This is a genomic window from Pseudomonas sp. SORT22 (assembly GCF_018417635.1).
Classification (GTDB): domain Bacteria; phylum Pseudomonadota; class Gammaproteobacteria; order Pseudomonadales; family Pseudomonadaceae; genus Aquipseudomonas.
In genome coordinates this window covers 4,922,433-4,942,663 of the sequence record NZ_CP071007.1, presented here as the reverse complement: position 1 = coordinate 4,942,663, position 20,231 = coordinate 4,922,433, and the positions used below count along the sequence as shown (strand labels likewise).

The following is a 20,231-nucleotide window of genomic DNA, read 5'->3' as shown; positions in this document are numbered from 1 at the left end:
TCGCACCGCCGCTCCCACACAGTGCGCTGTGGGAGCGGCGGTGCGACGCCTCGACTTGACCCGCGTGCGCTGTGGGAGCGGGCTCGACCCGCGATGCGGTTACAGGAACTGCTCGGCGTAATGGCACGCCACCTGCCGCGTCCCCACCTGCCTGAACGCCGGTTCCTCGGCAGCACAGCGCTCGGTGGCATACGGGCAGCGTTTGTGGAAGGCACAGCCAGGCGGCGGGTTCAGCGGGTTGGGCAGCTCGCCGGAAATCTTGATCTTCGGCTTCAGCGGGTCCGGATGAATGGTCGGCGTGGCCGACAGCAAAGCCTGGGTGTAAGGGTGCAGCGGCTTGCTGTAGATGTCCTCCTTGGGGCCCATTTCCGCCGGCCGGCCCAGGTACATCACCAGCACCTGGTCTGCCACGTGGCGCACTACCGCGAGGTTGTGGGAGATGAACACGTAGGCAGTGTTGAACTCCTTCTGCAGGTCCATGAACAGGTTCAGCACCTGGGCCTGGATCGATACGTCGAGGGCCGACGTCGGCTCATCGGCCACCAGTACTTTCGGTTGCAGCATCATCGCCCGGGCCAGGGCGATTCGCTGGCGCTGGCCACCGGAAAACATGTGCGGGTAGCGCTGGTAATGCTCGGGGCGCAGGCCGACCTGTTGCATCATCGCCTGGACCTTCTCGCGCCGCTCGGCGCGGGTCAGGTTGGTGTTGATCAGCAGCGGCTCACCCAGCTGGTCGCCGATCTTCTGTCGCGGGTTTAGCGAGGCGTACGGGCTCTGGAAGACCATCTGCACGTCCTTGCGCAATTGCTTGCGCTCGGCCTTGTTGGCGCCGGCGACTTCCTGGCCGGCGATCTTCAGCGAGCCGGACGAGGGCTCTTCGATCAGGGTCAGGGCCCGGGCCAGGGTCGACTTGCCACAGCCGGACTCGCCGACCACGGCCAGGGTCTTGCCGGCTTCCAGTTCGAACGACACGCCGTTGAGTGCGCGCACCAGGGCATGGCCCTTGAACAGGCCACGGGAAACTTCATAGTGACGGGTCAGTTCACGGGCGGTAAGGACGACGGTCATTACGCCACCTCCTGGTTCAGCGGGTAGAAACAACGCACCTGGCTATGGGCCTGGGGATCGAGGGTAGGTCGTTGCCGGCGGCAGTTTTCCTGCACGTATGGGCAGCGCGGCGACAGCAGGCAACCTTGAGGGCGGTCATAGCGGCCGGGGACGATGCCCGGCAGGGTCGCCAGGCGCTCGGCGCCTTCGCTGTGCTCGGGAATCGCCGCCAGCAGTGCTTCGCTGTAGGGGTGGGCGGGGACGTCGAACAGTTCCGGCACCTGGCCGACTTCCACCGCTTGGCCGGCGTACATCACGCACACCCGCTTGGCGGTTTCGGCGACCACGGCGAGGTCGTGGGTGATCAGGATCAGCGCCATGTTCTGCTCTTTTTGCAGGTTCAGCAGCAGCTCCATGATCTGCGCCTGGATGGTCACGTCGAGGGCGGTGGTCGGTTCGTCGGCGATCAGCAGCTTGGGTTCGCCGGCAATCGCCATGGCGATCGCCACCCGCTGGCTCATGCCACCGGAAAGCTGGTGCGGGTAGGCGTCCAGGCGGCTTTCGGCGCCGGGGATTTCAACCTTCTTGAGCAGCTCCAGGGCACGCTGGCGGGCCGCCTTGCCGCGCAGGCCAAGGTGCTGGCGCAGCACTTCCTCGATCTGGAAGCCTACGGTGTAGCTGGGGTTGAGGGCGGTCATCGGGTCCTGGAAGACCATGGCCATATCCTTGCCAACCACCTTGCGCCGTTGCCGGCCGCTGAGCTTGAGCATGTTGGTGCCATCGAAGGTCAGGGCATCGGCGGTGATGCGCCCGGGGGCGTCGATCAGGCCCATCAGCGCCATCATGGTCACCGATTTACCGGAGCCCGACTCGCCGACGATGGCCAGGACCTCACCTTCATCGACCGTCAGGTCCAGTCCATCGACCACCGGTACCGCATTGGCGTCGCCAAAGCGCACGTTCAGATTGTTGATTTGCAGAAGTGACATGGCGATCTCCTCAGGCGGCATTCTTGAGTTTCGGGTCCAGCGCGTCGCGCAGTCCGTCACCCATCAGGTTGATTGCCAGCACGCTGAGCAAAATGGTCAGGCCAGGCAGGCTCACTACCCACCAGGCGCGTTCGATGTAGTCGCGGGCCGAGGCCAGCATGGTGCCCCACTCGGGGGTTGGCGGCTGCACGCCAAGGCCGAGAAAGCCCAGGGCGGCGGCGTCGAGGATTGCCGAGGAGAAACTCAGGGTGGCCTGCACGATCAGCGGCGCCATGCAGTTGGGCAGCACGGTGACGAACATCAGCCGGGGCAGGCTGGCACCGGCCAGGCGCGCGGCGGTGACGTAGTCGCGGTTCAGTTCGCCCATCACCGCGGCGCGGGTCAGGCGCACATAGGACGGCAGCGAGACGATGGCGATGGCGATCACGGTGTTGATCAGGCCAGGGCCGAGGATGGCGACAATCGCCACGGCCAGCAGCAGCGAGGGCAGGGCCAGCATCACGTCCATCAGGCGCATGATCGACGGGCCGAGGATGCGCGGAAAGAACCCGGCCAACAGGCCGAGGAAGATCCCCGGAATCAGCGAGATCACCACCGATGACAGGCCGATCAGCAGCGACAGCCGCGAGCCCTGGATCAGCCGCGAAAGCAGGTCGCGGCCGAGCTCGTCGGTGCCGAGGATGAACTGCCAGTTGCCGCCTTCCAGCCACACCGGCGGGGTCAGCAGAAAATCACGGTACTGCTCGCTGGGGCTGTGCGGCGCCACCCAGGGGGCGAACAGTGCGCAGAACACGATCAGGCTCATGAACATCAGCCCGGCGACCGCGCCCTTGTTGCGTGAAAAGGCCTGCCAGAACTCCTTGTACGGCGAGGGGTAAAGCAGGCTCTGGTCGACAGCGGTGGCCGGGGTGGTGACAGATTTTGCAAGTGGGGTAGTCATGACGAGGCCCTCAGCGCTGATGACGGATGCGTGGGTTGGCCAGGCCGTAGAGGATGTCCACGACGAAGTTGACCAGGATCACCAGGCAGGCAATCAACAGGATGCCGTTCTGTACCACGGGGTAATCACGGGCGCCGATGGCTTCGATCAGCCACTTGCCGATGCCCGGCCAGGAAAAAATGGTTTCAGTCAGTACCGCACCGGCGAGCAGGGTGCCGACCTGCAGGCCGAACACCGTCAGTACCGGGATCAGCGCGTTGCGCAGGCCGTGCACGAACACCACCCGGGCCGGCGACAGGCCCTTGGCGCGGGCGGTGCGGATGTAGTCTTCGCGCAGCACTTCGAGCATCGAGGAGCGGGTCATGCGCGCGATCACCGCCAGCGGAATGGTGCCCAGGACAATGGCCGGCAGGATCAGGTGCATCAGTGCATCCTTGAAGGCGCCTTCTTCGTCGCTGAGCAGGGTGTCGATGAGCATGAAGCCGGTTTTCGGCTCGATGTCGTAGAGCAGGTCGATGCGCCCGGACACCGGGGTCCAGCCCAGGCTCACGGAGAAGAACATGATCAGGATCAGGCCCCACCAGAAGATCGGCATCGAGTAGCCGGCAAGGGAGATACCCATGACCCCATGATCGAATAATGAGCCACGCTTGAGCGCGGCGATGACCCCGGCCAGCAGGCCGATCACCCCGGCAAAAAACAGCGCCGCCATGGCCAGTTCCAGGGTTGCCGGGAACAGTGCGAGGAACTCGGTCCAGACGCTTTCGCGGGTGCGCAGCGATTCGCCGAGGTCACCCTGGGCGAGCTTGCTGACGTAGTCCAGGTACTGTTCGGGCAGCGGTTTGTTCAGGCCCAGTCGCTCCATGGCCTGGGCGTGCATTTCCGGGTCGACCCGCCGTTCACCCATCATGACTTCAACCGGATCGCCGGGTATCAGCCGTATGAGCGCAAACGTCAGCAAGGTGATGCCGAAGAAGGTCGGGATCAGCAATCCCAGTCGCCGGGCAATAAAACTAAACATCTTCTGGAGTACCTCATCAGCCGGTCAGGCATGCCCGCCGGCACCCGCGTGGGGCGCCGGCGGTCGTTCTTGTTCTACTTCACCTGGGTAGTGGCGAAGTTGTTATTGGTGAGGGGGTTGATGTGGTACCCCTCAACGTTGTTGCGCATGGCGGTAAACATTTGCGGATGGGCCATGCTGATCCACGGTTGATCTTCATCGTACACCGCCAGGGCCTTTACATAGAGCGCTGCACGCTCATTGTTGTCGGTAACCTCGCGGGCCTTGGTGATCAACTGCTGGAAGGTTTGATTGCACCAGCGCGCATAGTTCTCGCCGCTTTTCACCGCGTCGCAACTAAGCAGCGGGCTGAGGAAGTTGTCCGGGTCGCCGTTGTCGCTGGCCCAGCCGGTCGAGACCATGTCGGCTTCGCCCTTCTTGGCCCGGCGCAGCATCTCGGCCCATTCCATCACGCGGATATCGACGGTCAGGCCGATCCTGGCCAGGTCCGCCTGAAGCATTTCAGCGCTCAGGCGCGGGTTGGGGTTGGTCGGGCCGCCGCCGTTGCGGGTGAACAGGGTCAGCACCGTGCCTTCGGGCACGCCGGCTTCCTTGAGCAGGGCGCGGGCCTTGTCGAGGTCACGGGGCGGGTTCTGGTTGTCGGTGTTGTAGCCGATCATGCTCGGCGGGTAAGGGTTGACCGCGACCAGTGCGTTGCCCTTGCCGAACAGCTGGTCGACGTGGGTCTGGCGGTCGAAGGCGATGTTGATGGCTTTGCGCACGCGCACATCGCTCAGGTACTTGTGTTCGGTGTTGAGCGAGATGTAGCCGGTGGTCAGCGCTTCCATCTCGGCCACTTTCAATTTGGGGTCGGCCTTGATGCTGGGGATGTCATCGGGCTTGGGGTACAGCGCCACCTGGCACTCGTTGGCCTTGAGCTTTTGCAGGCGCACGTTGTTGTCGTTGGCAATGGCGAAGATCAGCGCGTCGGCCGGTGGCTTGCCACGGAAGTAGTCCGGGTTGGCCTTGTAGCGCACCTGGGCGTCCTTGTTGTAGCGCTGGAAGATGAACGGGCCGGTGCCGATCGGCTTGTTGTTGAGGTCGCCGGTCTTGTTGGCCTTGAGCAACTGGTCGCCGTATTCGGCGGAGTAGATCGAGGTGAAGGCCATGGCCAGGTCACGCAAAAAAGGCGCTTCGGGCCGGGTCAGGGTGAAGACCACAGTGTGCTCGTCGGTCTTCTCGACGCTTTTGAGCAGGTCCTTGAAACCCATGCTCTCGAAGTAGGGGAAACCGATGCTGGTCTTGTTGTGCCACGGGTGATTAGGGTCCAGCTGTCGTCGGAAACTCCACAGCACGTCGTCGGCATTCATCTCGCGGGTAGGGGTGAAATAGTCGGTGGTGTGGAACTTGACCCCTTCGCGCAAGTGGAAGGTGTAGGTCAGGCCGTCATCGCTGATGTCCCAGCGCTCGGCCAGGGCCGGCTGGATATCGGTGGTGCCCGGGCGGAAGTCGACCAGGCGGTTGAAGATGGCCTCGGCCGAGGCGTCGGCGGTTACGGCGGTGGTGTACTGGACGATATCGAAGCCTTCCGGGCTGGCCTCGGTACACACCACCAGCGGCTTGGCTGAGAGGCCCGCCGCAGTACTCAACAGGACGGCTGCCAGGGCAGCCTGTAGCGGTAGCAGTTTCATGAAACCTCCTGCAATCGATTAACCAGAGTAGCCGTCCCGGCCGATTCGGCGAACCGACCGGGAAACCGCGTTCTAGAGGAAGTTGAAGGGAATGGTGGTGACAATCCGCAGCTCGTCCAGGCTACCGTCGATCTGGGCCTTGCTGGCCCGGTGCGCGGTGTAGGTGGCACGAATGGTGGTGTCCTTGAGCGAGCCGCTCTGCACCGCATAGGTGGTGCCGATGCCCCACTCGTAGTGGTTCTCGCCGTCCAGGCCACGCACGTCGTAGCCGCTGCCGGTGTAGTGGGTGCCGTCGATGCCCCAGCCGCGCGCGTTATAGAGGTTGAACTTGAGGCCCGGCACGCCGTACTGGGCCATGTTCAGCACGTAGGCGATCTGCATCGATTTTTCGTTCGGGCCGTTGAAGTCCGAAAGCAGGGAGTTGGCCAGGAAGATCGCGTTGGTGTCGTGCAGGTAGTCGAAGTACTCGTTACCGTTGACCTGCTGGTAGGAGAAGGTCAGGTTGTGGGCCTGGTGGGTCAGGCCGAACGACAGGCTGTAGGTGTCGTTGTCGATGTCGCCAAGCTTGCTTTGGCCTTCATCCTTGGTCTTGTAGTAGTTCAGGCCGGTGGTCAGGCTCAGCACCGCGCTGTCGCCCAGCTCATGGCTGGCGCCGAAGTAGTACTGGTTCCACAGGTCTTCGACGTTGGACACGTAGAAGCTGGTTTTCAGGCTTTTCAGCGGCTGGTAGTTCACACCGGCAATGTTGACGTGATCGGCTGAAAAGGCGCGATCACCGTACTCGGCAACGAATTTGCTGGTGCCCTGTTCGGTCCGGTTCGAGAGCCGGTCGAAGGTGCCGACATCAAACGACAGGTTGTCGAATTCTTCGCTGTGCAGGCTCACACCTTCGAAGCTCGACGGCAAGGCGCGGTTGCCGATGTAGGCCAGTACCGGGGTGTCCATCGATTGGCGGCCGGCGGTCAGGGTGGTGTTGGACACCCGCGCCTTGACGTTGGCCAGGCCCATCTTGCTCCACTGGCCGATGACATCGCCGTCGCTGTGGGTCAGGGTGCGGTTGTTCGGCCCGGCCACCGCCGCGCGGCCACGCTCCAGGGCGATGGCGTTGTAGACGGCGACCTCGGTGCTGAAGCCGAAGGTACCTTCGGTAAAGCCCGAGGTGTAGTTGAGGATGGTGCCCTGCACCCAGTTGTCACGGCTGTGGGTGTCGTGCTGGCTGCCGTCGCTCTTGTAGTACTTGAACAGCGGTGCGCGGGTGGCGCGTTCGCGGCCATACCAGTTGCGGGTCGAGCCGGACAGGCTCTGGCCTTCGATGAAGCCCTTGGCTTCACTCTGGGCGCTGGTGGCTTTGACGCTGACCGGAACATAGTCCTGGCTGGCGGGTTCGGCCTGGGCCATGGCTGACAGACCACTGAGGGACAGTGCCAGTACTGCGGTTTGGGTTCGTCTCAAGGTAAAGCTCCCTTTTCTTTTCTTCTTTTTAGTTACCGCCTGGCATTGTGAGCTGGGCGTCTTGCCGGTTGGAACAAGGGTTTGCAATCGTTTGCTGCAAGGCAATCGGGCATATTCAGGCTGAGTTCGCCCGCGAAGGCGCTGCACGCCCCCGAGGGAGAAAGCGGTTTTTTATTCGGTACTGACGCCTGAGAAGTTGTTGCGCCCGAAAGGGCTTACCTTGAAATCCACGACCTTGGCACTGAGCGGCTGGTTGACCGTCGAGTGGGCGATCGGGGTGATGGGCAACTGTTGCCTGAGGCGCTGCTGCGCCTGCTGGTAGAGCAGGGTGCGTTGCTCGCGGTCGGTGATGGTCTTGGCTTTCTTGACCAGCGCGTCGTACTGCGGGTCGCACCACATGGAGTAGTTGTTGCTGCCTATCGCGTCACAGCTGTACAGGGTGCCCAGCCAGTTGTCCGGGTCGCCGTTGTCGCCGGTCCAGCCGATCAGCGAGATGTCGTGTTCACCGTCCTTGGTGCGCTTGAGATATTCGCCCCACTCGTAGCTGACGATTTTCACTTTGAGGCCGACCTTGCCCCAGTCGGCCTGGAGCATTTCGGCCATCAGCTTGGCGTTGGGGTTGTACGGGCGTTGCACGGGCATGGCCCAGAGGGTGATTTCAGTGCCTTCCTTGACCCCGGCGGCCTTGAGCAGTTCGCGGGCCTTTTGCGGGTTGTAGCCGGCATCCTTGATGCTGTCGTCGTAGGACCACTGGGTCGGCGGCATGCTGCCCACCGCCAGTTGCCCGGCCTCCTGGTACACCGCCTTGACGATGGCCGGCTTGTTCACCGCCATGTCCATGGCCTGGCGTACTTCGAGCTGGTCGAAGGGTTTGTGCTGAACGTTGTAGGCGATGTAGCCGAGGTTGAAGCCGGGTTTTTCGATGACCTGCAGCTTGGGGTCGCTCTTGAGTGCATCGAGATCGGCCGGGCGTGGATGCAGGGTGACCTGGCATTCGTTCTTGCGCAGTTTCTGGATGCGCACCGAGGGGTCGGTGTTGATCGAGAAGATCAACTGCTCGATCTTCACCTGGCTCGGGTCCCAGTAGTCCTTGTTGCCGCGGTAGCGGATCTGCGAGTCCTTCTGGTAGCGCTGGAACACGAACGGGCCAGTGCCGATCGGCTTCTGGTTGATGTCGCTGGGGCGCCCGGAGGTCATCAGTTGCTCGGCGTATTCGGCCGAGAGTACGGCGGCAAAACTCATTGCCAGATTCTGCACGAAGGCGGCATCAATGCTGTTGAGGGTGAAGACCACAGTCATCGGCGCGGTCTTTTCGATGCGGGCGATGTTCTTGTCCAGGCTCATGCCGACGAAGTAGGGAAATTCGGTGGGGTAGGCCTTGCGAAACGGGTGTTCGCGGTCGAGCATGCGATTGAAGGTGAACAGCACATCGTCGGCGTTGAAGTCGCGACTGGGGGTGAAATCCTTGTTGCTGTGGAACTTGACCCCTTCTCGCAGGTGGAAGGTGTAGGTCAGGCCGCCGTCGGACACCTCCCAGCTTTTTGCCAGGGCCGGTTTGACGGCGGTCGCGCCGCGTTCGAATTCCACCAGGCGGTTGTAGATCGGCTCGGCGGCGTCGTTGTCGGTGGCGCTGGTGTATTGGGCGGTATCAAAACCGCCGGGGCTGCCTTCGGAGCAGAACACCAGGTTCTTGGCCAGGCCCGCAGGGGCCTGGGCGAGCAGGCCGAAGCCCAGCAGCGCTGCATAGATTGGAGTGTGGCGCATGACGATCCCTTCTCTCTTGTTGTTTTTTTCGCGGTCCATGGCGCACAGCCATACGAATCGCGCCGACTCTGCTGCACCCTTGACGGTAGAGCCATCAAAGCGCTGCAGATAGGTGCGATTACGCAGAGGTGTGTAGGAGGTATCCGATAGGGCGTGCGACGGTTCCGTGTCGATGCGCTAGCGGCTGACCTGCCAGGCCATCAGGCTGCGGCCCCGGCTGCCGTGTGGCGTCGCGGGGCCGAGCCAGATGGCTGCTATTTGGTCACGCTGACCCCATAGAAGGAGTTCAAGCCAAACGGGCTGATCTTGAAGTCCTGTACGGTTGAACGCATAGGTTGATACACCGTCGAGTGAGCGATGGGTGTCATCGGAACCTGTTCTTTGAGGATGTGTTGCGCTTGCTTGTACAGCTCGGTGCGCTTGGCCTGGTCGGAGGTGGCCTTGGCTTGCTTGACCAGGTCGTCGTACGGCTTGTAGCACCACTTGGAGAAGTTGTTGCCTTCCAGGGCATCGCAGCCAAACAGGGTGCCCAGCCAGTTGTCCGGGTCACCGTTGTCACCGCTCCAGCCAATCAGCATGGCGCCGTTCTCGCCGCCCTTGGAGCGCTTGATGTACTCGCCCCACTCGTAGCTGACGATCTTGGCCTTGATGCCGATCTTGGCCCAGTCCGATTGCAGCATCTCGGCCATCAGCTTGGCATTGGGGTTGTACGGGCGTTGCACCGGCATGGCCCAGAGGTTGATCTCGGTGCCTTCCTTGATGCCGGCTTCCTTGAGCAGCTGCTTGGCCTTCTCGGGATCGTACTTGGCGTCCTTGATGGTGGTGTCGTAGGACCACTGGGTCGGCGGCATGGCGTTGACCGCCAGCTGGCCGGCGCCCTGGTACACCGAGTCGATGATCTGCTGCTTGTTTACCGCCATGTCCAGCGCTTCGCGAACCTTGAGCTGGGCCATCGGGTTGGGCTCGTTGCTGCCCTTGATCTTGTCCATCACGTTGTAGGCGATGTAGCCGAGGTTGAAGCCGGCCTGGTCAGGCATCTTCAGGTTCGGGTCGTTTTTCAGTGGCTCGATGTCGGCCGGGCGCGGGAACAGGGTGACCTGGCACTCGTTCTTTTTCAGCTTCTGCATGCGCACCGAGGCGTCGGTGGTGATGGCGAAGATCAGGTTGTCGATCTTCACATCCTCAGGCTTCCAGTAGTCCTTGTTGCCCTTGAAGCGGATCTGCGCGTCTTTCTGGTACTTGCTGAACACGAACGGGCCGGTGCCGATCGGCTTTTGGTTGATGTCGGCGGGCTTGCCCTGCTTGAGCAACTGGTCGGCGTATTCGGCGGACTGGATCGAGGCGAAGCTCATGGCCAGGTTCTGGATGAACGCAGCGTCGACGCCGTTGAGGGTGAACTTGACCGTGTGCTCGTCGAGCTTTTCGACCTTGGCGATGTTCTTGTCCATGCCCATGTCGGTGAAGTACGGGAACTCGGTAGGGTAGGCCTTGCGAAACGGCATGTCCTTGTCGAGCATCCGATTGAAGGTGAACAGCACGTCGTCGGCATTGAAGGCGCGCGTCGGCTTGAAGAATTCGGTGGTATGGAACTTGACCCCTTCGCGAAGGTGGAAGGTGTAGGTCAGGCCATCGTCGGAAATGTCCCAGCTGGTCGCCAGGCCCGGGATCACTGCGGTGCCGCCACGCTCGAACTGGCTCAGGCGGTTGAAGACGGTCTCGGCTGAGGCATCGAAGTCGGTTCCGGTGGTGTACTGGCCCGGGTCGAAGCCCGCGGGGCTGCCTTCGGAGCAAAACACCAGGTTAGTCGCCGCAAGGGCGGAGGGTGCGCCGGCTAGCAAGCCTGCGCCGACCAGAAACGGAATGACCGCGTGTTTGAGCATGGTGGCCTCATTGTTGTCATTTTTGATTTGAGGGGGCCTTGTGAGCCGACCTGCGGATACTTATGCAGGCCCCATACCCAATGCAACACTCAAAGGGATGGGTGACGGTAAACAGTGGGACGAACGTACAGGAATGTCGCATCCGTATAATTTTTTACGGAGTTGATCGTTTGCGAGGGGGTGTTTCAGGTTGTTTCGAAGACGTTGTCTCACTATCGAGTCAGTCTTTGCACTAATTTGGGGCGCGAGGTGCTACAAGTAACAGGGTTCGCGACAGCCGAAACTGCCGCGAACCAGCAGAAAAGTAACGCGGCTTACTGCATCTGGACTTCAATGGTGCCATCGGCACTCATGGTCACGTCGGTGGTGCCGGCTTCGATTTCCGGAGCGGGCGCTGCGTCTGCGGCCATGCCGGCGGCTTTCATCATCATCGGTGCGCTACGGGCATAAGGATGCGGGTAACCGCTGCTGTTGAGGTTCAGGTTGACCACTTTGTAGCCTTTGCCGCCCAGGGCTTCGGTGGCCAGTTGGGCACGGGCCTTGAAGGCGTTGACGGCATCCTTGAGCAGGTCGTCTTCGCTGGTTTTGCGCGTGGCCGGGGCGATGGAGAAGTCCATGCCGCCCATTTTCAGGTCCTGCAGCAGGGTGCCGGTGAGTTGCGACAGGGCCGGGAAGTTGGCGCTTTCCAGGCGCAGCTCGGCGCGTTCGCGCCAGCCGGTGATCTTCTGGCCCTTGTTGTCGTAGATCGGGTAGCTGTTGCGGCTGCCCTGGCTGATCTTCACATCCTTGACTTCGCGCGCCTGTTTCACCGCCTTGTTCATGGTCTCGGTGATTTCAGTGGCCAGCTTGCCCGGGTCGGTATTCTGCGCTTCGCTGTACAGGGTCACGACCATCAGGTCGCGGGCCACTTCCTTGCTGACTTCGGCGCGCAGCGAAATCTGGTTGTAGCGCGGGGCCTCATCGGCCAGGGCCGGAAGGCTGGCTAGCAAGCTGGTGGCCATCGCCAGGGCGGCGCTGCTGCGGGTGATCGACATGTATGACTCCTTGAAAGTGTGGCGCGGGCACTGAACACAAGCAGTGCACGCTGGCCCATGAGACTGGCAACAGTGTAGTGAGGTTCAAAATGGCCATCATTGTTATGTAAAAAAGTGTGGCGCTTTGCCGCATCACTGCAGACCAGGCCGCAGCTTCGGTATACTCGCGACGATTCGCCTGGAGCACTCATCAGGAGAGCTCATGCTCGCCCCCGTACAAATGCTGTCTGCAACCCGTCAGAACCTCTGGCGCCTGACCTTCATCCGCATCCTGGTGCTTGCCGCCCAGGCCGGCTCGGTCGGTGTCGCTTACTGGACCGAACTGCTGCCGCTGCCGTGGCTGTCGCTGGTCATCACCCTCGGCCTGTCGATGCTGCTGTGCGCGTTCACGGCCCTGCGCCTGCGCCTGACCCTGCCGGTCACCGAGCTGGAATATGCCTTCCAGCTGGCCTGTGACCTGCTGATCCACAGTGCCTTGCTGTATTACTCGGGCGGTTCGACCAACCCCTTCGTGTCCTATTACCTGGTGCCGCTGGCCATTGCCGCGGTGACCTTGCCCTGGGTCTATTCGCTGATCCTCTCCGGTATTGCCCTGGCCGCCTACAGCTTGCTGCTGGTGCAGTTCTATCCGCTCGAGACCTTCCCCATGGCCCGGGAGAAGATGCAGGTCTACGGCATGTGGCTGAGTATCGCCCTGGCAGCTGCGGTGATTACCTTCTTCGCCGCGAAGATGGCCGAAGAGTTGCGCCGCCAGGAGCAACTGCGCGCCGAACGCCGAGAGGAGGGCCTGCGCGACCAGCAACTGCTGGCCGTGGCTACCCAGGCCGCTGGTGCTGCCCATGAGCTGGGCACGCCCCTGGCGACCATGAGCGTATTGATCAAGGAAATGCGCCAGGATCACAGCGACCCGCTGCTGCAGGAAGACCTGGCGGTGCTGCAGGACCAGGTCAAGCTGTGCAAGGAGACCCTGCAGAACCTGGTGCGTGCTGCTGAAGCCAACCGGCGCCTGGCGGTCGAGAACCAGGAAGTGACCTTCTGGCTCGACGAAGCGCTCAACCGCTGGCACCTGATGCGCCCCGAGGCCAGTTACCGCTTCCAGCGCCTGGGCCAGGGCAATGTGCCGCGCCTGGCGCCGCCGCCGGACCTCACCCAGGCCTTGCTGAACCTGTTGAACAATGCCGCCGATGCTTGCCCGGACGACCTGGAAGTGCGCCTGGACTGGGACGCTCAGGACATGGTGATCAGTATCCGCGACCACGGCCCGGGCGTGCCGGCAGCGATTGCCGAATCGATCGGCAAACCCTTCTTTACCACCAAGGGCAAAGGCTTCGGCCTGGGCCTGTTCTTGAGCAAGGCCAGCGTGACCCGTGCTGGCGGCTCGGTAAAACTCTATAGTCATGAAGAAGGCGGTACGCTCACCGAGCTGCGCCTGCCGCGTGACGCGCGAGGAGATGTGTGATGAGTGATGAAATCCAGGTTGAAGGCGAAGAGCTGCCGCACCTGCTGCTGGTTGACGACGACGCTACCTTTACCCGGGTAATGGCCCGGGCCATGAGTCGCCGCGGCTTTCGCGTGAGCACCGCAGGTTCTGCCGAAGAGGGCCTGAAAATCGCCCAGGACGACGTGCCGGACTATGCCACGCTGGACCTGAAGATGGATGGCGATTCGGGCCTGGTACTGTTGCCCAAGCTGCTGGAGCTGGACCCGGAAATGCGCGTGGTGATCCTCACCGGTTACTCGAGCATCGCCACCGCGGTCGAGGCGATCAAGCGCGGTGCCTGCAACTACCTGTGCAAGCCGGCCGACGCCGACGATGTGCTGGCCGCGCTACTTTCCGAGCACGCCGACCTCGACAGCCTGGTGCCGGAAAACCCGATGTCGGTGGACCGCCTGCAGTGGGAACACATCCAGCGCGTGCTGACTGAACATGAAGGCAATATCTCCGCCACCGCCCGGGCCCTGGGCATGCACCGGCGGACCTTGCAGCGCAAGCTGCAAAAGCGCCCGGTTCGGCGCTGATTGACTATCGCGGGGCAAGCCCGCTCCTACTGTAGGAGCGGGCTTGCCCCGCGATCAATTTATTTGCCGCCGAGGATCGTTCGATCCACCCGCACTGCCAGTTGCCCGGCCCCGGGCGCGGCATCGAATACCACCTTGCCGCTTTCAGCCAGCTTGGCCCGACCCACCACCACGCCATCGCGCAGCAGCTCCAGGGGTACATCCTTGAGGGACTGGCCCGACGCCAGCTCAATGTTCAGGGTAATGCTCATGAGTGATTTCCTTATCACGGCTGTTGATCGATATAGGTCGTGGTGCCCGCATCCAGCGAGGCGATCAGTTCCGGCGAGCCGCCGCGGAACTGGCGGAACAGATTGCGCGATACCGACTTGCCGGAGGTATCCAGCGGCACCGTCAGGGTCGGTTGGAAACGCTCGGTCAGTTCGGCGTAGTCGCTCCACGGGCCAATGTAGGACTCGTTGAAACCGTTGACCACGCTCACCGCATAACGCACGGCATGGCCGGGCAGCCAGTTGGGCTGGCTCGGTACCTGGGTTTGCCAGCCGTCGGCGTGAATGCTCGGGGCGCTGGCAGGGGCATCGAGGTAGCCGGTGGGTTTGTTCGGGCTGTAGTCCTTGAGCAGCAGGTAGGTACTCCAGCCCCACCAGTTGTCGATCTGCGCCGGGTCATTGAGGTTGTTGACGTCGGCGCGGCGCATCAGCTTGCCGTTGCGCAGGGTAAACAGTGGGGCGAAGTTGCCTGGCACCTGTCCTTCCACGGCAGCTTGCAAGTCAGCGGCGATGCGCAGCGCACCATAGGCTGTCGGCGCCGGCAGGTTGCCGGTGTCGAATGCCTGGAAGATCTCATCGGCAGACTTCTGCACCGCCAGGCCCACCTGTTTGCGGTTGGCGACGTCGATGCTGTCGAAGTAGCGCTTGTCGCCATAGCCGCGCCAGGTATCGCCCTGGGCATTGCGCAGCACCAGGCCGTACTTGCTGTCTTCATCGTGCATGAAGCGCGAGATCAGCGAGCCGAGATCGGCCGGGGTGACGTTGTCCTTGATCGCCTTGCGCGGTACCCGCACGTGGCCGGCGGAGAACAGGTCAGTGAGGAAGTGGTCGGCGAAGGCGTTCATCGCGTAGGCCAGTTCCAGCTGCCCGTCATCGCCGCTGGCGCGAGCTTTCACGGCCTGGCGCAAGGCGGCGGTATGGCCGGCGACATACGCCAGCAGCGCCCATTCACCGAAGTGGTCCCAGTTGCTGGCGGCCAGCTTGAGATAGCGACCCAGGGGGAACATCGGCGAGACGAAACTGCCGCCGCCGGTGATCTTGTTCCACTCTTCCGAGAGGGTGTCGCCCAACTGGTCGTAGGCTTCATGAGGCTGGCGACCGTCTTTGATCGCCTGGTTGGCGGCGGCGATTTCCCGCTGCATGACCGCGAGGATCTTGCCGGCTTCTTCCCGGGAGGCGGGAAGCACGGCCAGCGAATCAAAGGCGGCGGCAAAACGTTCAACGCGTTCTTCGGCTGTGGCGCCATCGGCAATCGGCCGCTCGGGAATGCCATAGAAATCACCACCCAGGGCGACGATCTGGCCGTAGCTTAGGCTCAGGCCATTGGCCAGGTGCAGGGCGACTTTCCAGGCCGGGATCGGCGCGCTGTCGTGGCTGAAGCGCAGCAGGGTGTTGTCGCCGATGGCGGTGTGTTCGCCGCCTTCGAAGCGCAGTACCGGCTTGCCACTGGCAGGCGGTTTGGCCGCCAGGCCAAGGCGGTGGTATTTGATCGTGTGATGGCCGTCGAGCACCAGCACCAGGCGGGCGTCAGGGCCGGGAATGTTGATGCCGCTGACGCTGAACAGGGCGTCGAGGTCGGCGACCACGGTGGTGGCGAGCGCCTTTTGGGCGTGCAGTCCAGTTTGCATACCTGACATATTCAACTCCTTTGAGATGTCATGGATTTACCTGAATAACTGTATGTATGTACAGTTGTTTCGATCATATCCAAACCATTTCCTACGTCAACAACTCTTTTTTCTTACACAGGAATACGATTCATCAATCGGTGGCTGACGTATCATTAGCCCCCTAACGACAGCCATCGGGACCACCCTGCATGCTCGCCCTCTTTATCCAGACGCTGAACATCACGGCGCCGGTGTTCGCCATGCTGTTCATGGGCGTGCTGCTCAAACGCATCAAGGCCATCAACGATGGCTTCATCCACACCGCCTCGTCGCTGGTGTTCAACGTGTGCATGCCGGCTCTGCTGTTTTTGGGGATCTACCACGCCGACCTGACGGCGGCGGTCAAGCCCGGGCTGCTGGTGTTCTTCGTGGTCGCCACCCTGGGCAGTTTTGCCCTGGCCTGGGGCTTCGCCCTGTGGCGCTGCCCGCGTGAAGACCGCGGCATCTACACCCAGGGCGGCTTTCGCGGCAACAACGGGGTTATCGGCCTGGCACTGGCGGCAAGCATGTATGGCGATTACGGCATTTCGCTGGGGGCGATCCTCGCCGGCCTGGTGATACTGCTGTACAACTCGCTGTCGTCGGTGGTGCTGGCGGTGTACAGCCCGAGCATGAAGTCCGACCCCTGGAGCATCTGCAAGAGTATCCTGCGCAACCCGCTGATCATCAGCGTGCTGCTCGCCACGCCCATGGCCTACGGGCAAGTGCCGCTGCCCAACTGGTTGCTGACCTCCGGTGATTACCTGGCGCAGATGACCCTGCCGCTGGCATTGATCTGCATTGGCGGTACCCTGTCGCTGGCGTCACTGCGCGAAAGCGGTGGCCTGGCGGTCAGCGCCAGCCTGGTGAAGATGATCTGGTTGCCGGTGATCGGCACCCTGGCGGCCTGGCTTTGCGGCTTTCGCGGCGCGGAGCTGGGTATCCTGTTCCTGTACATCGGCAGCCCGACCGCCGCGGCCAGTTATGTGATGGCCCGCGCGGCCAACGGTAACCATGAACTGGCCGCCTCGATCATCGTAATTACTACGCTGATGGCCGCCATAACCACGAATATCGGCATTTTCCTCTTGCAGTGGGGCGGCTGGATCTAGATTCTGTGCCGACAATAAAGCCAACACTGCCTTCCACCTTCAAGGACATTTCATGCAAGAACAGAACCCCCCAGAGCGATTACAGCGCGGGTTGAAGAATCGCCATATCCAGTTGATTGCCCTGGGTGGCGCCATCGGTACCGGCCTGTTCCTGGGTATTGCCCAGACCATCCAGATGGCCGGTCCGGCCGTGCTGCTGGGGTATGCGATTGCCGGCCTGATGGCGTTCTTTATCATGCGCCAGCTGGGCGAGATGGTGGTCGACGAGCCGGTAGCCGGCAGCTTCAGCCACTTTGCCCACCGCTACTGGAACGAGTTCGCCGGTTTTGTTTCCGGCTGGAACTACTGGGTGGTCTATGTGCTGGTCGGCATGGCCGAGCTGACGGCCGTGGGTATCTACGTGCAGTACTGGTGGCCGGACTTCCCGACCTGGGCGACGGCGGCGATCTTCTTCGTGGTGATCAACCTGATCAACCTCACCCAGGTGAAGGTCTACGGCGAAATGGAGTTCTGGTTCGCCCTGGTCAAGGTCATCGCCATCGTCAGCATGATCGGCTTTGGCGCCTGGCTGCTGGCCAGCGGCAATGGCGGGCCGGACGCCAGTGTCGCCAACCTCTGGCAGTACGGCGGCTTCTTCCCCAATGGCTTCAGCGGTTTGCTGATGGCCATGGCGGTGATCATGTTCTCCTTCGGCGGCCTGGAATTGGTCGGTATCACCGCTGCCGAAGCCGACAACCCGCGCCACAGCATTCCGCGTGCCACCAACCAGGTGGTCTATCGCATCCTGATTTTCTACATCGGCGCCCTGGCGGTGCTGCTGTCGCTGTACCCGTGGCAGAAGGTGGTGCAGGGCGGCAGCCCGTTCGTGATGATCTTCCACAACCTGGACAGCAACCTGGTAGCGACCATCCTCAACGTGGTGGTACTGACCGCCGCGCTGTCGGTGTACAACAGCTGCGTGTACTGCAACAGCCGCATGCTGTTCGGTCTGGCCAGCCAGGGTGACGCGCCGCGTGCGCTGCTCAAGGTCAACCGCCGTGGCGTGCCGCTGACGGCCCTCGGTGTTTCTGCCCTGGCCACCGGCTTGTGCGTGCTGATCAACTACCTGATGCCGGGCGAAGCCTTCGGCCTGCTGATGGCCCTGGCGGTTTCGGCGCTGGTGATCAACTGGGCCAGCATCAGCATTACCCACCTTAAATTCCGCCGCGCCAAGCAGGCGTCGGGCGAGTCGACCTTCTACAAGAGCTGGGGCCACCCGGTGACCAACTACCTGTGCCTGGCGTTCATCGGGCTGATTCTGGTGGTGATGTACCTGACCCCGCCGATCCGCATTTCGGTGATGTTGATCCCGGCCTGGATCGCCACCCTGGGTGTGGCGTTCTGGCTGAAGAAGAAAAGTCAGAAGGCCGTCGTCGTCAGCAACTGACGGCCTTGGCGCAAGTGATCGATCAGCTCTGCGGGTAGCTGTCGATCACTTCCTGGGCGGCGCGAAAGGCATCGACCGCTGCCGGCACGCCGGCGTACACCGCGCAGTGCAGCAGCGCCTCGCGAATTTCCTCGACCGTACAACCGTTGTTCAGGGCGCCACGCACGTGGCCCTTGAGCTCCTGCGGGCATTTGAGTGCGGTGAGGGCGGCGAGGGTGATCAGGCTGCGGGTTTTCAGCGGCAGGCCTTCGCGGCTCCAGACGCTGCCCCAGGCATGTTCGTTGACGAAGTCCTGCAGCGGCTGGCTGAAGTCGGTGGCATTGCTCAAAGCGCGATCGACGAAGGCATCGCCCATGACCTGGCGGCGAACCTGTTCGCCGGATTTGTTGTTGTCGCCCATGTTGTTTTCCTTAGTGTTGGCGGCGCCAGGCACGCAGGGTGGTGTACAGCAGCAACGCCCCCAGTGCTGGCAATGCGTAGAACAGCATCAGTTTTTCAAGTCGGCTGGCCAGCGGCATGCCGGTGGTGAAGGCCACCACATGCAGACCATAAGCCAGATACAGGCAGAGGAACACCAGCCCTTCGGCGCGGGTCACCCGGTAACCGGAGTAGAACACCGGCAGCGCCAGCACCGCGACCCCGAGCATCACCGGCAGGTCGAAGGCCAGGGCATTGGGCGAGATCGACAGCGGCTCGGGGGCGACCAACGCGGTCAGGCCGAGCACCGCCAGCAGGTTGAACAGGTTGCTGCCGATCACGTTGCCCACGGCGATCTCCCGCTCGCCACGCAGGGCGGCGATCAGCGAGGTGGCCAGTTCCGGTAGCGAGGTGCAGACCGCGACCACAGTCAGGCCGATGACCCGCTCTGACAGGCCCAGGTCTTGCGCCACCTCTACCGCTGCCTCCAGCAGCAGATGACCGGCCAGGCTGAGCAGGCCAAGCCCGGCCAGCATCAGCAGCACACTACCGAGCCAGAACCGGCCGCCACGCTGCGGGCGCGGTCCGGGGGACGGGTAGGTGCGCGCGTGGTGGCGGGACTGGTGCCAGAGGATCGCCAGGTAGCCGAACAGGCCACACAGCAGCAGGGCTCCTTCCAGGCGCCCGAGCAGTTCGTTGAAGGCCAGCAGGTACACCGCCAGGCTCGCGGCGATCATCAGCGGGATATCCAGGCGAACCAGCTGGCGCGAGACCCGCAGCGGGATGATCAGCGCGGCCAGGCCCAGGGTCACGAGAATGTTGAAGATGTTACTGCCGATCACGCTGCCGACCGCGACATCCGGCGCGCCGGTGTAGGCCGCCTGCAGGCTGACGGTCAGTTGCGGCGCGCTGCTGCCGAATGCCACTAGGCTCAGGCCGATGATCAATGGCCGCACTTGCAGGCTGGCGGCCAGGCGCAGGGCGGCGCGCACCAGCAGTTCGGCGCCGGCGATCAGCAACAGCAGGCCGATGCTCAACTGCAGCAGGCTGAAAGTGGGTAAAGCGGCCAGGTCGAAAATGGTCGGGCTCCGGGGTCAGGTCAATCGCTGAGACTTTGTACCCGTACGCGCGCGGTTCCGCTACGGATCATCCCGAGTTTATCCGCGGCGGCGCGCGACAGGTCGATCAGCCGGCCACGGGTATGCGGGCCGCGGTCGTTGATGCGCACCACGACGCTGCGTTCGTTGTTGAGGTTGGTGACCTTGACCCGCGTGCCGAAGGGCAGGCTGCGGTGGGCGGCGGTCATGCCGTGCTGGTTGAAAGGCTCGCCACTGGCGGTGCGCTTACCGTGGTGACGGGAGCCGTAATAGGAGGCGGTGCCGGTCTTGTCGTAACCGCGGGGGTCGATATCGTGGCTGGCGCAGCCGGCCAGCAGGGTGAAAAGCGCGAGTGCGCTGAGGGGACGCCACATGTATGCAGATGCTCCGTAGGGTGGCCATCGCGGGTCAAGTCGGTGCGGCGCCCCGACTTGACCCGCGATTT

18 protein-coding genes are annotated in these 20,231 nt (G+C 62.7%); 4 read left to right on the top strand and 14 right to left on the bottom strand.

Annotated features, from left to right (window positions below):
* Window positions 1–99 precede the first annotated feature (99 nt).
* The 9 genes from JYG36_RS22645 to JYG36_RS22605 form a co-directional block, all read right to left on the bottom strand.
* Complete coding sequence (locus JYG36_RS22645) at window positions 100–1,068, bottom strand: peptide ABC transporter ATP-binding protein (protein ID WP_045196272.1); 969 nt, start codon at window positions 1,066–1,068, stop codon at window positions 100–102.
* Window positions 1,068–2,036 carry an ABC transporter ATP-binding protein gene (locus JYG36_RS22640; protein ID WP_045196592.1) on the bottom strand — a complete coding sequence of 323 codons (969 nt, stop codon included), beginning with the start codon at window positions 2,034–2,036 and terminating at the stop codon, window positions 1,068–1,070. The genes JYG36_RS22645 and JYG36_RS22640 overlap by 1 nt, the downstream gene beginning before the upstream one ends.
* Window positions 2,037–2,046: 10 nt before the next feature.
* Window positions 2,047–2,976 carry an ABC transporter permease subunit gene (locus JYG36_RS22635; protein ID WP_045196274.1) on the bottom strand — a complete coding sequence of 310 codons (930 nt, stop codon included), beginning with the start codon at window positions 2,974–2,976 and terminating at the stop codon, window positions 2,047–2,049.
* Window positions 2,977–2,986: 10 nt separating this feature from the next.
* Entirely contained in the window at window positions 2,987–3,997 is a 1,011-nt protein-coding gene (locus JYG36_RS22630) for an ABC transporter permease subunit (protein WP_036993941.1), read from the bottom strand.
* Window positions 3,998–4,071: 74 nt separating this feature from the next.
* A complete protein-coding gene (locus tag JYG36_RS22625; RefSeq protein ID WP_045196276.1) occupies window positions 4,072–5,667 on the bottom strand; it encodes an ABC transporter substrate-binding protein in 1,596 nt (531 codons plus the stop codon).
* Between the two features lie 72 nt (window positions 5,668–5,739).
* Window positions 5,740–7,065: an OprD family porin gene (locus JYG36_RS22620; RefSeq protein WP_213604478.1), complete on the bottom strand. Its 1,326-nt coding sequence runs from the start codon at window positions 7,063–7,065 to the stop codon at window positions 5,740–5,742.
* A gap of 225 nt (window positions 7,066–7,290) precedes the next feature.
* A complete protein-coding gene (locus JYG36_RS22615; protein ID WP_213602344.1) occupies window positions 7,291–8,883 on the bottom strand; it encodes an ABC transporter substrate-binding protein in 1,593 nt (530 codons plus the stop codon).
* A 254-nt stretch (window positions 8,884–9,137) separates the two neighbouring features.
* Window positions 9,138–10,763, bottom strand: coding sequence for an ABC transporter substrate-binding protein (locus JYG36_RS22610; RefSeq protein ID WP_045196280.1), 1,626 nt, complete (start codon window positions 10,761–10,763; stop codon window positions 9,138–9,140).
* Window positions 10,764–11,077: 314 nt separating this feature from the next.
* Window positions 11,078–11,797: an SIMPL domain-containing protein gene (locus JYG36_RS22605; protein ID WP_093388139.1), complete on the bottom strand. Its 720-nt coding sequence runs from the start codon at window positions 11,795–11,797 to the stop codon at window positions 11,078–11,080.
* A 202-nt stretch (window positions 11,798–11,999) separates the two neighbouring features.
* On the opposite strand from JYG36_RS22605, the gene JYG36_RS22600 reads away from it, so the two are divergent.
* Together JYG36_RS22600 and JYG36_RS22595 are read left to right on the top strand one after the other, a co-directional pair.
* Entirely contained in the window at window positions 12,000–13,256 is a 1,257-nt protein-coding gene (locus tag JYG36_RS22600) for an ATP-binding protein (protein WP_045196284.1), read from the top strand.
* A complete protein-coding gene (locus JYG36_RS22595; protein WP_010223415.1) occupies window positions 13,256–13,816 on the top strand; it encodes a response regulator transcription factor in 561 nt (186 codons plus the stop codon). Before JYG36_RS22600 ends, JYG36_RS22595 begins: the two co-directional genes overlap by 1 nt.
* A gap of 59 nt (window positions 13,817–13,875) precedes the next feature.
* On the opposite strand, the gene JYG36_RS22590 is transcribed toward JYG36_RS22595, so the two are convergent.
* Together JYG36_RS22590 and JYG36_RS22585 are read right to left on the bottom strand one after the other, a co-directional pair.
* Window positions 13,876–14,067, bottom strand: a complete 192-nt coding sequence (locus JYG36_RS22590) for a hypothetical protein (protein ID WP_213602342.1) — start codon at window positions 14,065–14,067, stop codon at window positions 13,876–13,878.
* Window positions 14,068–14,081: 14 nt separating this feature from the next.
* Window positions 14,082–15,722: a phospholipase gene (locus tag JYG36_RS22585; protein WP_213602340.1), complete on the bottom strand. Its 1,641-nt coding sequence runs from the start codon at window positions 15,720–15,722 to the stop codon at window positions 14,082–14,084.
* 182 nt (window positions 15,723–15,904) lie between these two features.
* Here JYG36_RS22585 and JYG36_RS22580 point away from each other — a divergent pair, with 182 nt between their 5' ends.
* On the top strand, window positions 15,905–16,846 hold the full coding sequence (locus tag JYG36_RS22580) for an AEC family transporter (protein WP_093388147.1): 942 nt from the start codon (window positions 15,905–15,907) through the stop codon (window positions 16,844–16,846).
* Between the two features lie 52 nt (window positions 16,847–16,898).
* Window positions 16,899–18,272 (top strand): amino acid permease, encoded by a 1,374-nt coding sequence (locus JYG36_RS22575; protein ID WP_045196293.1) that lies wholly within the window; start codon window positions 16,899–16,901, stop codon window positions 18,270–18,272.
* A gap of 22 nt (window positions 18,273–18,294) precedes the next feature.
* On the opposite strand, the gene JYG36_RS22570 is transcribed toward JYG36_RS22575, so the two are convergent.
* The 3 genes from JYG36_RS22570 to JYG36_RS22560 form a co-directional block, all read right to left on the bottom strand.
* A complete protein-coding gene (locus JYG36_RS22570) occupies window positions 18,295–18,672 on the bottom strand; it encodes a carboxymuconolactone decarboxylase family protein (protein ID WP_045196295.1) in 378 nt (125 codons plus the stop codon).
* A gap of 10 nt (window positions 18,673–18,682) precedes the next feature.
* A complete protein-coding gene (locus JYG36_RS22565; RefSeq protein WP_045196297.1) occupies window positions 18,683–19,726 on the bottom strand; it encodes a calcium/sodium antiporter in 1,044 nt (347 codons plus the stop codon).
* 62 nt (window positions 19,727–19,788) lie between these two features.
* On the bottom strand, window positions 19,789–20,160 hold the full coding sequence (locus tag JYG36_RS22560) for a septal ring lytic transglycosylase RlpA family protein (RefSeq protein WP_093388150.1): 372 nt from the start codon (window positions 20,158–20,160) through the stop codon (window positions 19,789–19,791).
* Window positions 20,161–20,231 lie beyond the last annotated feature (71 nt).